This window comes from Pseudomonas hefeiensis (assembly GCF_030687835.1).
GTDB classification, from domain to species: Bacteria; Pseudomonadota; Gammaproteobacteria; order Pseudomonadales; family Pseudomonadaceae; genus Aquipseudomonas; species Aquipseudomonas hefeiensis.
Genome location: NZ_CP117449.1, coordinates 962022 through 976235 on the forward strand (window position 1 = coordinate 962022; position 14214 = coordinate 976235).

The following is a 14214-nucleotide window of genomic DNA, read 5'->3' on the forward strand; positions in this document are numbered from 1 at the left end:
AGAGCCGCACCGGGCAGTCGCATGAATATGCGCTGCCTCTCAGGCGGACTCTAAACGCAACGCCCGGTCTGGCTTTTGTCAGGCCGGGCGTTTGCCGCTTTCAGACCTCACGGGTTTGACCGTGGGGCAGTAACAGGTAACAAGACATGGCAAAAGAATATAGCCGTACCCAACGAATTGGCGATCAGATGCAGCGCGAGCTGGCCCAACTGATCCGTCGCGAAGTCAAAGACCCGCGCGTCGGCCTGGTCACCATTACCGCAGTGGAAGTCAGCCGTGACGTCGGTCATGCGAAGATTTTCATCACCGTGATGGGCCAGGACAGCGCCGAAGAAATCGCCCAAAGCATCAAGGTGCTCAACTCGGCTGCCGGTTTCCTGCGTATGCAGCTGGCCCGGGAGATGAAGTTGCGCAGCGTTCCACAGTTGCACTTCCATTACGACGAAAGCGTCGTGCGGGGTGCGCATCTGTCGGCACTGATCGAACGCGCCGTGGCTGAAGACAGCCAGCACCCGGTTGCGGCTGAACCCGAAGACACCAAGGAGTAATCGGTGGCTCAGGTCAAACGTATCCGCCGTAACGTCAGCGGCATCATCCTGCTCGACAAACCGCTGGGGTTCACCTCCAACGCGGCGTTGCAGAAGGTGCGCTGGCTGCTCAATGCCGAGAAAGCCGGGCACACCGGCAGTCTCGATCCGCTGGCCACCGGCGTGCTACCGCTGTGCTTTGGCGAGGCGACCAAGTTCTCTCAGTATTTGCTCGATTCCGACAAGGGTTATGAAACCCTGGCGCAACTGGGCAAGACCACTACCACGGCGGACGCCGAAGGTGAGATTTTGCTGGAGCGGCCGGTGACCGTTGGTCAGGCTGATATCGAGGCTGTGCTGCCGGCTTTTCGCGGACAAATCAGCCAGATACCGCCGATGTACTCTGCTCTCAAGCGTGATGGCCAGCCGTTATACAAGCTGGCCCGTGCAGGCGAAGTAGTGGAGCGTGAACCGCGTTCTGTTACTATTGCGCGCTTGGAATTGCTGGCCTTTGACGGTAATACTGCGCGGCTTGCTGTCGATTGCAGCAAAGGCACCTATATCCGGACCCTGGTGGAGGATATTGGTGAACAGCTCGGCTGTGGCGCGTACGTGGCAGAATTGCGACGGACCCAGGCCGGGCCTTTCACGTTGGCCCAGACGGTCACGCTGGAAGAACTCGAAGCGGTACATGCCGAGGGCGGCAACGAAGCGGTCGACCGTTTCCTGATGCCATCGGACAGCGGCCTGCTGGATTGGCCGCTGTTGCAGTTCTCCGAGCACAGTGCGTTCTATTGGCTCAACGGCCAACCGGTACGTGCTCCGGATGCACCGAAGTTCGGCATGGTGCGGGTACAGGATCACAATGGCCGCTTCATCGGTATCGGTGAAGTGAGCGAAGACGGGCGCATTGCGCCGCGTCGACTGATTCGGTCGGAATGACCGGAACCAGCCTGTGTAACAGCAGGCTGGCGAGTGTGGCTGTTAACAGGCACGGTCACTACTCATTTATAGATACAGGGATTTGTCCCTGGCCTGTTGAAGCTGTTTCTTTGAAACAGTTTCCTGACTAAAAGGATTGCCTCATGGCTCTCGACGTTCAAGAAAAAGCTCAAATCGTAGCTGACTACCAGCAAGCTGTTGGTGACACCGGTTCGCCAGAAGTGCAAGTTGCACTGCTGACCCACAACATCAACAAACTGCAAGGTCACTTCAAGGCCAACGGTAAGGATCACCACTCCCGTCGTGGTCTGATCCGCATGGTAAACCAGCGTCGTAAGCTGCTGGACTACCTGAAAGGCAAGGACGTGAGCCGTTACAGCGCTCTGATCGCTCGCCTGGGTCTGCGTCGCTAATCAGCGATTGCGCTAGAGGTTGGTTGTCTGTCGTACGTCAGTGGGTTTTCCGCTGGCGCATGGCAGGCTCCCAGCCTCAAGTTTTATCTGGATACACGTTTTACCCTGGACAGACGTCGGGCCGATTCCCGCCATTGCCCAAGAATTTCGCAAGAAGACAAGTTCCCCAAGAGCCACAAAGAAGGTAGGACACCGTGAACCCGGTAATCAAAAAATTCCAGTTCGGTCAGTCGACCGTTACCCTCGAGACTGGCCGTATCGCCCGTCAGGCCTCCGGCGCAGTGCTGGTCACCGTTGACGACGACGTCAGCGTATTGGTGACCGTTGTCGGTGCCAAGCAAGCCGATCCAGGCAAGGGCTTCTTCCCTCTGTCTGTCCACTACCAGGAAAAGACTTACGCTGCCGGTAAGATCCCTGGCGGTTTCTTCAAGCGCGAAGGCCGTCCTTCCGAGAAGGAAACCCTGACTTCCCGACTGATCGACCGTCCGATCCGTCCGCTTTTCCCTGAAGGTTTCATGAACGAAGTGCAGGTTGTCTGCACCGTCGTTTCCACCAGCAAGAAGACCGATCCGGACATCGCTGCGATGATCGGTACTTCGGCTGCACTGGCAATCTCCGGCATCCCTTTCGATGGCCCAATCGGCGCTGCCCGCGTTGCGTTCCACGAAAGCACCGGCTACCTGCTGAACCCGACCTACGAGCAACTGAAAGCTTCGAGCCTGGACATGGTCGTGGCCGGTACCTCCGAAGCCGTGCTGATGGTTGAATCCGAAGCCAAAGAGCTGACCGAAGACCAGATGCTGGGCGCCGTACTGTTCGCCCACGACGAGTTCCAGGTGGTGATCAACGCCGTCAAGGAACTGGCCGCCGAAGCCGCCAAGCCAACCTGGACCTGGGCTCCGCAAGCCGAAGCCACCGAACTGCTGGGCGCGATCCGTGCCGAATTCGGCGAAGCGATCTCCCAGGCTTACACCATCACCGTCAAGGCCGATCGTTATGCGCGCCTGGGCGAGCTGAAAGACCAGGTGGTTGCCAAGCTGTCCGGTGAAGAAGGCCAGCCATCGGCCAGCGACGTCAAAGCCGCTTTCGGTGAAATCGAATACCGCACCGTTCGCGAAAACATCGTCAACGGCAAGCCGCGTATCGACGGTCGCGACACTCGCACCGTGCGTCCTCTGAACATTGAAGTCGGCGTCCTGCCAAAGACCCACGGTTCGGCGCTGTTCACCCGTGGCGAAACCCAGGCCCTGGTCGTTGCCACACTGGGCACCGCCCGTGACGCGCAACTGCTGGACACCCTGGAAGGCGAGAAAAAAGACCCGTTCATGCTGCACTACAACTTCCCTCCGTTCTCGGTGGGCGAGTGTGGTCGCATGGGTGGCGCCGGTCGTCGCGAAATCGGTCACGGCCGTCTGGCCCGTCGTTCGGTCCAGGCCATGCTGCCAGCCGCTGACGTGTTCCCGTACACCATTCGCGTGGTATCGGAAATCACCGAGTCCAACGGTTCGAGCTCCATGGCTTCGGTCTGCGGCGCTTCCCTGGCCCTGATGGACGCCGGTGTGCCGATGAAGGCTCCGGTTGCCGGTATCGCCATGGGTCTGGTGAAAGAAGGCGAGAAGTTCGCCGTCCTGACCGACATCCTGGGTGACGAAGACCACCTGGGTGACATGGACTTCAAAGTGGCCGGTACCGCCAAAGGCGTTACCGCACTGCAGATGGACATCAAGATCAAGGGCATCACCGAAGAGATCATGGAGATCGCCCTGGGCCAAGCCCTGGAAGCGCGCCTGAACATCCTCGGCCAGATGAACCAGATCATTGGTCAGTCGCGTACCGAGTTGTCGGAAAACGCTCCGACCATGATCGCGATGAAAATCGACACCGACAAAATCCGTGATGTCATCGGTAAAGGCGGCGCGACCATCCGTGCGATCTGTGAAGAAACCAAGGCTTCGATCGACATCGAAGACGACGGTTCGATCAAGATCTTCGGCGAAACCAAGGAAGCGGCAGAAGCAGCACGTCAGCGCGTCCTGGGCATCACCGCAGAAGCCGAGATCGGCAAGATCTATGTGGGCAAGGTTGAGCGCATCGTCGACTTCGGCGCCTTCGTCAACATCCTGCCGGGCAAGGACGGTCTGGTTCACATCTCCATGCTGAGCGATGCTCGCGTCGAGAAAGTGACCGACATCCTCAAAGAAGGTCAGGAAGTGGAAGTGCTGGTACTGGACGTGGACAACCGCGGCCGTATCAAGCTGTCCATCAAGGACGTAGCAGCAGCCAAGGCGTCGGGCGTTTAATCACCCCCTCGCTTAGCCGCTGAACAAGCAAACGCCCCGACTGGTTCGGGGCGTTTTGCTATGCGCGGGAAATCACCGCGTCGCAGGTTGCCTGGCCATAAGCTCAGTGCTAGGTTTAGCCCACCGCCCGTGTAGCTCAGCCGGTAGAGCAGCGCACTCGTAACGCGAAGGTCGCAGGTTCGATTCCTGTCTCGGGCACCAGGTTCTTCTCACTTGCGGTTGTTGCACAGGCTTGCGTCTCTGTTAGGATTCCCTTGTCCCAAAAAGGAAACACATTTGTTTTCAGATGATCCCCGAATGGTTCTGAAGGCCAGATAAACCGGGCTCCACACGGTTTTTTGCGTCAGAGAGATCCTTGATGATCCAGATCCATCTTCCATTCCCCAGATCAACGAGAACGCCATGACTGTGAAAGAGTTGACCCAGGAAGCCAGGCACGAAGAAGCGCTGAAGAAGTACGTGCTGGATGCGCCCCAGTTGCTGGAAGAGATCAAGGACCTGAGCGCCGACGATCAGAAAGACCAGATCCAATGGGCGTTCGAGGACGAGGCCGAAGCCCAGGGGTTGCAACCTTGGGAGTTGACGCTCAAGTACACCAGCACGCCTGAAGAGTTCGAGGAACAGCGCCTTGCCTTGCACAAGGAAGCGGCCGAGGTGCTGGGTGTGGAATGGGATGAATACTGCGAGATGAATAATCTGGTGGTCTGATAAAAACGCCAGCCTTTGAGGCTGGCGTTTTTTGTTGTCAGAGGCTGAGCCGCATCGACAGGTCCACCGCTTTCACATCCTTGGTCATTGCCCCGATCGAGATGTAGTCCACCCCGGTCTCGGCAATCGGGCGCAACGTACTTTCGTTGATCCCGCCGCTGGCCTCCAGCTTCGCCTTGCCGCCGTTCAGGCGCACGGCTTCGCGCATGTCGTCCAGGCTCAGTTCGTCGAGCATGATGATGTCGGCATTGGCCGCCAGCGCTTCTTTCAATTCGGTCAGGCTTTCCACTTCGATTTCCACCGGCTTGCCCGGTGCGATCTTGTGGGCGGCGGCGATGGCCTGGGCGATGCCGCCGCAGGCTGCGATGTGGTTTTCCTTGATCAGGAAGGCATCGTAGAGGCCGATGCGGTGGTTATGGCAGCCGCCGCAGGTAACGGCGTACTTCTGGGCCAGCCGCAGCCCAGGGAGGGTTTTGCGGGTGTCCAGCAGCTTGACCTGGGTGTCGGCAACAAAGTCGGCCAGGTAGCGGGCCCGGGTGGCCACGCCAGAAAGCATTTGCAGAAAGTTCAGCGCGCTGCGTTCGCCGGTCAGCAGCGAGCGGGCCGGCCCTTCGAGGTGGAACAGCGCCTGGTCGGGGCTTGCCCGGTCGCCATCGCGCACTTGCCAATGCACGGCGACGCGCGGGTCCAGTTGCCGGAACACGGCATCGACCCAGGCCGTGCCGCTGATGACTGCGGCGTCGCGGGTAATGATGGTGGCTTTGGCCAGGCGTTCGGCGGGGATCAGTTGCGCGGTGATGTCGCCGCTGCCGATGTCTTCGAGCAACGCGCGGCGCACGTTGGCCTCGATTTCAGCGGTCAGATCGGCGAGACGTAGATTCGGCATAACGGGCTCCACAAACAAAGTGGCCCGATTATAGGGCCAGTGGCCTGTCTCACAAACAATGTTCCTTATGGCTGACGTCTGTTGCCGTCATGCTGCGTGAGCGCTCCGCGCGCAGTCTTGCCTGACGACCCCGGCCCAATCCAATCCACGGCGCCGGATGTCTGTGCCAGGCATCGAAACCTGCATTTGGTCGCATCCTCGCAACATTTCCCCGATTGCCCGGTCACTTATTGCGGAGTATTTCGACCTGGGTCACAGAGTCTGCTGGCATGACCGGGTTCTTTTACCAGATAATCCGCCTTTCAATTGACGTCATGGCTTTGACGTTTCGAGCTCAAAAGCACCCTTTCAGGAGACCAGGATGCACAACGACGGGAATGTAGTGCCTTTGCACAAGGTTTCTACCGATCAGGCGAACCCTTCGCCGCTCGCCCGCCTGCCTGTGATTCTGCTTCAGGTACGCGACAAGGCCGCCCAGCAGTTGCGCCTTGGCTTGCAGGGGCTGTTCGACAATGCCGACGACACGCTGTTTGAAATGGCCGATCGGGCGCGCAACGATGTCGATCAGAATCTGTTCTTCGAGGCCATGCGAGACTTGCGCCTGAAGCGCAAAAGCATTGAGCGCGAATTTATCGAGCAGTTTTTCGAAGCGTTCGTCAGTCTTGCGCAATACGACCTGACCCAAGCCACCTTGACGCCTGCCCAAGCGCCAAACCCCCAGGCTCAGCGCACGCATGATGACCTCGAGCGTCATCTGGCGGTGGAGGCTATGGTCACCCGCGTGCTCAGCCGCGATGGCGCGTCTCTTGAGCAACTGACGGCGCGGCTCAGCGTCCTGCTGACCAGGCCGCTGGCAAACCAGCAGAATCCTTTGAGCCCGGCGCTGCTGTGTGAAAACTTTCTACAGGCCGCTCGTAATCTGGGGGTGGAAATCAAGGTCAAGCTGATCTTGCTCAAATTGTTCGAGCGCTATGTGCTCAGCGAGTGCGATCAACTGTATACCGAGGCCAACCAGTTGTTGGCCGCTACGGGCATCCTGCCGGATCTGAAGGTTTCACCGTTGCGACGGGCATCGGATCGAGCTGACGAAGCCCCGCGTACCAAGGCTGAGAGTGCAGCCGGCCCCAAGGCTGCCGAAGTCGACGACAGCGTGCAGGAAGTGTTTGCTGCGTTGCAGAAACTATTGATGCAGGTGCGTGGCAGTGTGGCACCGACCCTGGAGGCCAGCGCACCGGCCCAGCCGATCTCGACCCGTGACCTGCTGCGCCTGCTTTCCCATTTGCAACAGTACGTGCCGGCGCCAGCCATTGAAGATGAGTTCGACCTGCGCAGCCAGCTCGAACAACTGCTGACCCGGGTGAGCGTCAGGAGTGGCAAGTCGCGAGTGGTCGACGACGCCGATGAGGACGTGATCAACCTGATCTCGATGATGTTCGAATTCATCCTCGACGACCATGATTTGCCGGATTCCTTCAAGGCTTTGATCGGCCGTTTGCAGATTCCGATGCTCAAGGTCGCGGTGCAGGACAAGAGCTTCTTCAGCCGGGGCAACCATCCGGCCCGGCGGCTGCTCAATGAAATCGCCGCTGCGGCCACGGGTTGGGGCGATTGCGACGATCATCAGCGCGACAGCCTCTATCTGCGCATCGAGCAGGTGGTGCAGCGGTTATTGAATGATTTTGTCGATGACCCGGCGATTTTCTCTGAATTGCTGGCCGATTTCCTGGCTTTCACCAGCGATGAAAGACGTCGCAGCGAGCTGCTCGAACAACGCATTCGTGACGCCGAAGAAGGCCGCGCCAAGGCCGAACTGGCGCGTCTGCGCGTCGAAGGGGTACTCAATCAGGTCATGCTGGGCAAGGTGTTGCCGCAGGCGGTGGTGGAGTTCGTGCAACATGCCTGGAGTCAGGTGTTGTTGCTGACCTGCTTCAAGCACGGCAAATATTCAGCCGAGTGGCAGGCCGACGTATTGACCCTGGAACAACTGATCTGGAGCGTCCAGCATCACGAGGAGCCGGATGCCGGCCTGCGCTTGCTCACGATAGTGCCGCAGCTGCTTAAAGCCTTGCGTGAAGGCCTGAGCCGTTCGGCGTTCGACCCGTTTGCCACCGGCGAATTTTTCAGCGAGCTGGAAGCCCTCCACGTGCTGGCCCTCGAACGTATGGGGCAGGTGACGGAACAGGCCCAGCCGTTCAATTCGCCGATCATGGTCCAGGTCTCGGAGAAAATAGTCCTGCGCACCGCTCAAAAGGCCCCGGAGGACAGTGTGGCGGTGCACCTGCCGGCCGATGATGTGGGCCTGATTCAGGTCGATCAGTTGCGGTTGGGGAGCTGGGTTGAGTTCCAGGAGGAAGATGACAACAGCCTGCGCTGCAAACTGGCGGCGATCATCGAGGCTACCGGCAAATACGTTTTCGTCAACCGCACTGGCCTCAAAGTGCTGGAGCACAGCCGCACCAGCCTGGCCCTGGAGTTTCGCCGGGGGACGGCGCGTCTGTTGGACGACACCTTGCTGTTCGACCGGGCGCTGGAATCGGTGCTGGGCAATCTGCGTCAGCTCAATCGCGGCAAGTGATCGCGCAGCCAGGGCCGATCGCGGCATACTGGCGGCATTCACCGACGTCATCGAAGGAACCTGTATGCAGTTGGACCCCGCCAGTGGTTGGTGCGATGGCGTGCGGCATTGCCCATCACCCAACTTCAATGCGCGCCCCGAGGGCGAAATTTCACTGCTGGTGATCCACAACATCAGCCTGCCGCCGGCACAGTTTTCCACGGGCAAGGTGCAGGAGTTTTTCCAGAATCGTCTGGATGTCACGCAACATCCCTATTTTGCCGGTATCGCCGATCTGCGTGTGTCTGCGCATTTTCTGATCGAGCGTGACGGCGTGGTTACCCAGTTTGTCTCCTGTCTGGATCGTGCGTGGCATGCGGGCGTTTCGTGCTTTGAAGGGCGGGAGACGTGTAACGATTTTTCCATAGGCATCGAGCTGGAAGGCACCGATGATCTGCCCTTCACTGACGCGCAATATGCCGCATTGGTCTGCCTGACCTGGCAGTTGCAGGCGGCGTTCAGGGCGATCACGCTGCCGCGCATCTGTGGCCACAGCGACATCGCCCCGGGTCGCAAGACCGATCCGGGGCCGGCATTCGACTGGGCGCGCTACCGCGCGGCCCTGACAGAAGGGGAAGGGCAATGAGTTTTCTGGTGCTGCTGCTGGCGATCTGGATCGAGAAGTTCTCGGCCTTGCGCCATCGGGTCCAGCGTGACGGCGGTTGGCTGCGCGAACTGAACAAACTCGAGACCGGACCGCGCTGGATCAACCGGCCCTGGCTGGTGCTGGTTGTGCTGATCTTGCTACCCGTGGCGCTGCTGGCATTGTTGCTGTGGGTGTTGGAGCCGGTGGCCTATGGTCTGCTGGCGCTGCCGGTGCATCTGTTGGTGGTGATTTACAGCCTGGGTCGAGGGGATCTGCTGGCTGACCTGGGACCGTTTCGTGACGCGTGGCGTCGGGAAGACCTGCAAGCAGCCGATCATGTGGCCAAGCGCGATCTGAACATTGAAGCCGACAGTGGTGAGCAGTTGCTGGAGCAGGTCCAAGGGCATCTGCTGTGGCAGGCTTATCAGAGTTTTTTCGCGGTGATTTTCTGGTATTTCCTGTTGGGGCCGGTCGCGGCCCTGAGCTATCGCCTACTGGCGCTGGCCGCCGAGCACAGTCAGAACCCCGGCGTGGCCGAGCGGGCGGCGCAGTTGCGCCATGCCTTCGATTGGGTACCGGTGCGGCTGCTAGCTGCGAGCTTCGCCCTGGTGGGCAACTTCGTGGCCGTCAGCCGGGTCATGCTGCATGAATTGCTGAACTGGAACATCAGCGCCGCCCACCTGATCGGCAAGGTCGGGCTGGTGGCCGGTGAGATCCCCGATCCCGTCGCCGGGCCGGACGGCATCAACAGCCTGGATCGGCTATGGGAACTGTTGTTGCGTGCAGCGGTGCTCTGGTATGCCGGTTTTGCGCTGTGGACGGTGCTGGCTTAGGCAAGCGCGCGCTCTGTGGCGAGAGGGATTCTGTGGGAGCAAGGCTTGCCCGCGATACAGCGATGCGGTCTTTCAGAAATCGAGGCGCCTGCATCGCGGGCAAGCCTTGCTCCCACAGATAAATGCCTTCGCCACCGAATCATGTCAGGCCTGTCTCGTTAACCTTAAGTTACAAATCTTCCCGCCGATTTAGGCTATACAGGGACAGCGCCCAAATAGTGGCTTTCTGCTGCCCCTGTGCGCATGCCCATAAAAACAAGAAATACAACCGGGAGACTTCCTTGTGAAGAGTTTGCTCTGGCCCGCCGTCGCGCTGATGAACCGCCTGAGCTTCGGCATGAAGTTCAGCCTGATCAGCGTGTTATTTCTGCTGCCGATGCTGGTGACCAACTTCTTTTTGGTGCGCGATTCCTATCGCGAATTCCAGGGCACGCAAGTGGAGCTGCAAAGCCTCGATCTGCTGGGCAGCAGCCTGACCCTGCGGCGGGACCTGGAAACCCTGAACAACCTGGTGCAGATCAATGCCAGCCTCGGTCAGTCCGGCAAGGCCGGGGACGTAGAGGCGAAGATCGGCACCCTCGAAAAACAGGTCCTGGCGCGGTTACAGAGCTTGAAGGCCATGACCGTTGACCCTGAACAGGTCGGCGCTTTCGATGCCAAGCGCGACGAAATGATTGCCGCTTTCAAGGCCCAGCAGGCCGAACGCTCCCTGCAAAGCAAAAGCGCACTGATCGGCAAGCTGCTCAACAGCGCGCAGATGTTCAGTCAAATCATTGCCAGCCAGGCTGGCCTGAGCCGCGACAACCAAGGCGACATCCGCCAACTGAGCGAACTGATCATCGGTGTGACCCCCAACGTTACCCAAACCCTGGGTGAGGGCCGTGCGCTGGGCGCTGCGTCCCTGGGCCTGGGCTTTCTCAATTCGGCGTCGAGCACCCGCTTCGACGAGTTGCTGGGGCAAATCGAAAAGCTCCAGGGTGAATATGATCTCAAGCTCCAGGACGCCCTGGGTTCTAGCAAGGCCGCCGAGCAGGCGCTTGCCACTCAGGCCGAAAGCAGCAAGGCGACCCTGAAGAAAGCCGGTGAATTGATCGAAGATCAGGTGGTGATGGCTGACACGCTGGATGCCCCATGGCTGCCGTTTTACGAGCAGGTCAGCAGTCTGATGGAACAGACCTACCGACTGAACGACGTGACTCTGGGTTTTCTGGACGTTCAGCTGCAGCATCGCCTGGAGCAGAACCGCAGTCACATGGTGCTGCAAGCGGTTGCGCTGGTCGCCGTATTCCTGCTGATTTTTTACCTGTACGCCGGCTTCTACGCCTCGACCCGCACCACCCTCAAGCATCTCGGCGAAATGATGGATAAGGTCGCAGCGGGCGACATGACGGTCAACTTCGTGGCGCGCAGCAAGGATGAGTTGGGGGAGTTGGGTGAAGTGTTCAATGGCACGGTGGCGAAGATCCATGACCTGATCGAACAGGTCGGCCACACCGTTGCCGAGGTCGAGCGCCAGGCCGGACAGGTGGAGGCGGTGTCGGCCCAGAGTAATCAGGCCGTTTCCGGGCAGCGCAGTCAGATCGAGCTGGTCGCCACGGCGATGAACCAGATGTCGGCCACTGCCCAGGAAGTGGCTCGCAGCGCCGCCGCGGCGGTCAGTAGCGCCCACAGCGTGAACGACGAAACCCTCAGCGGGCGCGGGTTGGTGGAGTCGCAACAGAGCAGTATCGTGCGCTTGGCCAGCGAGATCGATCAGTCGGTGCAGGTGATCAATCAACTGGCGACTGACAGCCAGGCCATCAGTCGTGTGCTGGACGTGATCAAGAGCATCGCCGAGCAGACTAACCTGCTGGCGCTCAACGCCGCGATCGAAGCGGCACGGGCCGGAGAGCAGGGGCGCGGTTTTGCGGTGGTGGCCGACGAAGTGCGGACCCTGGCCAAGCGGACTCAGCAATCGACCGAAGAAATCGAAGAGATGATCACCCGCCTGCACGGCGGCGTGGGTGCGGCCGTCAAAGCCATGGGCACCAGCCATGAGATGGCCAGTGGCACGGTGGGACAGTCGGAAAAGGTCCAGCAGGCGCTGGAAAACATTCTCGGCGCCGTCGGTATGATCGTCGACCAGAACCAGCAGATCGCCGCCGCAGTGGAGCAGCAGACGGCCGTGGCCCATGACATTGACCAGAACATCGTCGAGATCAATCGTGCCGGTGAACGCACCGCCGAAGGCGCGCACCAGACCGAGGACGCCAGCCGTGAATTGTCCGCCCAGGTGGTGCAGCTCAAGCAGTTGATCAATGCGTTTCGGGTGTGAGTCTGGCTGATTCGCCGCAAATCCAATGTGGGAGCGGGCTTGCTCGCGAAGGCGTTGGCCCATTCAGCATCAGCTTTTCAGGCAGACCGCTATCGCGAGCAGGCTCGCTCCCACAGTTTTTATCGGTGGTGTTCACAAATTTTGCGTCCGCCGCAATTCCCCTGTGGGAGCGAGCCTGCTCGCGATGACAGCGTCACATTCAGCATCGCCGGTTCAGACAGATCGCTTTCGCGAGCAAGCCCGCTCCCACAGGGGGTCACCAATTGAACAGTTGGCGGGCGTTGGCCGTGCTGGCCTCGGCCAGTTGCTCAGGGCTGATGGTCATAATCCCCGCCAAGGCTTCGCAAATAGCCGGCAAATGCACCGGACTGTTGCGCTGGCCGGGGAACATCGCCGGAGCCATGTCCGGTGAGTCGGTTTCCAGCACCACCGCGTCCAGCGGCAGTTTCGCCAGCACCCGGTGCATGCGCAGGGCCTGGGGCCAGGTGGCGGCGCCACCGAGGCCGAGCTTGAAACCGAGCTTGATGTATTCGCGGGCCTCTTCAAAGCTGCCAGCGAAGGCGTGGATAATCCCCCCGCGCTTGAGGTCAATGCGCTTGAGGGTGGCGATCACGGCGGCATGGCTGCGGCGCACGTGGATCAGCGCCGGCAATTGGAATTCCGCCGCCAGTTGTAGCTGCGCCTCGAACAACGCCTGCTGGCGCTCGCGGTCCAGGGTCTGGATGAAGTAGTCCAGACCGATTTCCCCCACCGCACACAACTGCCGATGCCCGGCCAGGCGGATCAGCCATTGGCGCAATTGCCCCAGGTCATCGGGACGATGCTGATCGAGATACACCGGATGCAGGCCCAGCGCGGCGTGCAGGTCAGGGTCGCGTTGCACCAGATCCCAAACCCGTTGCCAGTTATCCCGGTACACCCCCAGCACCACCATCTGCCGGACGCCCAAGGCGCGGCTTTCGGCCAGCAACGCCGGGCGGTCCGCGTCGAAGTCGGGGAAATCCAGATGGGTGTGGGTATCGATCAGTTCCATGCTTCAATCCTGAAGAATGCTCAGCCCTGATGAATGCGCTGCTTGAACGTACGTGCGATGGCCTGTACACCGGGTTGGTAATCATCGTTTTCGATGGCGGCCAGCGCCAGCGCCAGGGCCTTGTCGGCGATCAGTTGATGCTGCTGGGACATGGCGTTGACCGGCAGCGGCAGGAAGTCCAGTAGTTGTGTATCACCAAAGGTGCCCAAACGTAGCGGGCGCGACTTGAGCGGGAAGTCGTGCAGGGCGTCGAACACCCCTTGCAGCAGCACATAGGAGGTGGGTGATCAATGCGTCCGGCAGGTGCCCCAGTCGTGCGAGCAATTCATCCATCAACTGGCGACCGCATTCACGGCTGAACGACTCGCCGTGCTCGATCAACACCTGGCCTTGGAATCCGGCCAGGGCTTCGTTGAACCCGGCGGTGCGTTCCTGGCCTGGCTGATGCTCAACTCGGGCCGGGCGCTGATCAGCGCGATCTGGCGGGGATTGGTTTCCAGCAGGCTACGGGTCAGTTGCAGGCTGGCCTGGCGGTCATCGCTGATCACCGAGCAGAAATGTGCAGGCTCCATCACCCGGTCGATGGCAATGATCGGGATGCCCTTGGCCTGCAACTGGCGATAACTGTCGTCCCCGGCCGGCAGGCAACTGGCGACGATCAGCGCATCGCAGCGCCGGGCGCGGAACAGTTGCAACAGTTGTCGCTCGCTCTCGGGCGCATCGTCGGAGCTGGCGATCAGCAATTGATAGCCCCGCGCCCGGGCGCCCTGTTCCAGCAGCTTGGCGATGCGGGCGTAACTGGGGTTTTCCAGGTCCGGCAAGATGAAGCCCAAGGTGCGGGTGTGCCGGCTGCGCAACCCGGCAGCCTGGGGGTTGGGCGTGAAGCCATGTTCCTCGACCACCGCGCGCACACGTTCGACGGTGGCGCTGCTGATGCGTTGCTGTTCGGCCTTGCCGTTGATGACATAGCTGGCGGTGGTTACGGACACACCGGCCAACTGGGCGATATCACTGAGTTTCAACCCGGTTTTCCTTGTTTTTTCGAGTATGCCCCGACA

At 60.2% G+C, this 14214-nt stretch carries 11 protein-coding genes, 1 tRNA gene and 1 pseudogene; 10 read left to right on the forward strand and 3 right to left on the reverse strand.

What is annotated here, in order from left to right; genetic code table 11:
- Nucleotides 1-146 precede the first annotated feature (146 nt).
- The 6 genes from rbfA to PSH57_RS04140 all read left to right on the forward strand — a co-directional run bounded on the left by rbfA (nucleotide 147) and on the right by PSH57_RS04140 (nucleotide 4890).
- Nucleotides 147-548, forward strand: coding sequence for a 30S ribosome-binding factor RbfA (gene rbfA / locus PSH57_RS04115; RefSeq protein WP_003177871.1), 402 nt, complete (start codon nucleotides 147-149; stop codon nucleotides 546-548).
- Between the two features lie 3 nt (nucleotides 549-551).
- The gene (truB, locus tag PSH57_RS04120) at nucleotides 552-1469 is read left to right on the forward strand and encodes a tRNA pseudouridine(55) synthase TruB (protein ID WP_305387981.1); all 918 of its coding nucleotides are present in this window, start codon (nucleotides 552-554) and stop codon (nucleotides 1467-1469) included.
- 143 nt (nucleotides 1470-1612) lie between these two features.
- Nucleotides 1613-1882 (forward strand): 30S ribosomal protein S15, encoded by a 270-nt coding sequence (rpsO, locus tag PSH57_RS04125; protein ID WP_003197723.1) that lies wholly within the window; start codon nucleotides 1613-1615, stop codon nucleotides 1880-1882.
- Nucleotides 1883-2076: 194 nt separating this feature from the next.
- Complete coding sequence (gene pnp / locus PSH57_RS04130) at nucleotides 2077-4182, forward strand: polyribonucleotide nucleotidyltransferase (protein WP_003197725.1); 2106 nt, start codon at nucleotides 2077-2079, stop codon at nucleotides 4180-4182.
- A gap of 125 nt (nucleotides 4183-4307) precedes the next feature.
- Nucleotides 4308-4383, forward strand: a tRNA-Thr gene (locus PSH57_RS04135).
- Nucleotides 4384-4584: 201 nt separating this feature from the next.
- Nucleotides 4585-4890, forward strand: coding sequence for a DUF6388 family protein (locus PSH57_RS04140; RefSeq protein ID WP_092394266.1), 306 nt, complete (start codon nucleotides 4585-4587; stop codon nucleotides 4888-4890).
- Between the two features lie 37 nt (nucleotides 4891-4927).
- On the opposite strand, the gene nadC is transcribed toward PSH57_RS04140, so the two are convergent.
- Nucleotides 4928-5776, reverse strand: coding sequence for a carboxylating nicotinate-nucleotide diphosphorylase (gene nadC / locus PSH57_RS04145; protein WP_305387985.1), 849 nt, complete (start codon nucleotides 5774-5776; stop codon nucleotides 4928-4930).
- 361 nt (nucleotides 5777-6137) lie between these two features.
- On the opposite strand from nadC, the gene PSH57_RS04150 reads away from it, so the two are divergent.
- From PSH57_RS04150 to PSH57_RS29440, 4 genes are all read left to right on the forward strand, one after another.
- Nucleotides 6138-8351, forward strand: a complete 2214-nt coding sequence (locus PSH57_RS04150; RefSeq protein WP_305416376.1) for a DUF1631 domain-containing protein — start codon at nucleotides 6138-6140, stop codon at nucleotides 8349-8351.
- Nucleotides 8352-8415: 64 nt separating this feature from the next.
- Nucleotides 8416-8976 carry a 1,6-anhydro-N-acetylmuramyl-L-alanine amidase AmpD gene (gene ampD / locus PSH57_RS04155; protein ID WP_305387986.1) on the forward strand — a complete coding sequence of 187 codons (561 nt, stop codon included), beginning with the start codon at nucleotides 8416-8418 and terminating at the stop codon, nucleotides 8974-8976.
- A complete protein-coding gene (gene ampE / locus PSH57_RS04160; protein WP_305387988.1) occupies nucleotides 8973-9809 on the forward strand; it encodes a regulatory signaling modulator protein AmpE in 837 nt (278 codons plus the stop codon). The genes ampD and ampE overlap by 4 nt, the downstream gene beginning before the upstream one ends.
- 283 nt (nucleotides 9810-10092) lie before the next feature.
- Complete coding sequence (locus PSH57_RS29440) at nucleotides 10093-12123, forward strand: methyl-accepting chemotaxis protein (RefSeq protein WP_305387990.1); 2031 nt, start codon at nucleotides 10093-10095, stop codon at nucleotides 12121-12123.
- Between the two features lie 256 nt (nucleotides 12124-12379).
- Here the strand turns inward: PSH57_RS29440 and PSH57_RS04170 are convergent, their stop codons facing one another.
- Entirely contained in the window at nucleotides 12380-13156 is a 777-nt protein-coding gene (locus PSH57_RS04170; RefSeq protein ID WP_305387991.1) for a TatD family hydrolase, read from the reverse strand.
- Between the two features lie 20 nt (nucleotides 13157-13176).
- A pseudogene (cra, locus tag PSH57_RS04175) lies at nucleotides 13177-14178 on the reverse strand (catabolite repressor/activator).
- Between the last annotated feature and the right edge of the window lie 36 nt (nucleotides 14179-14214).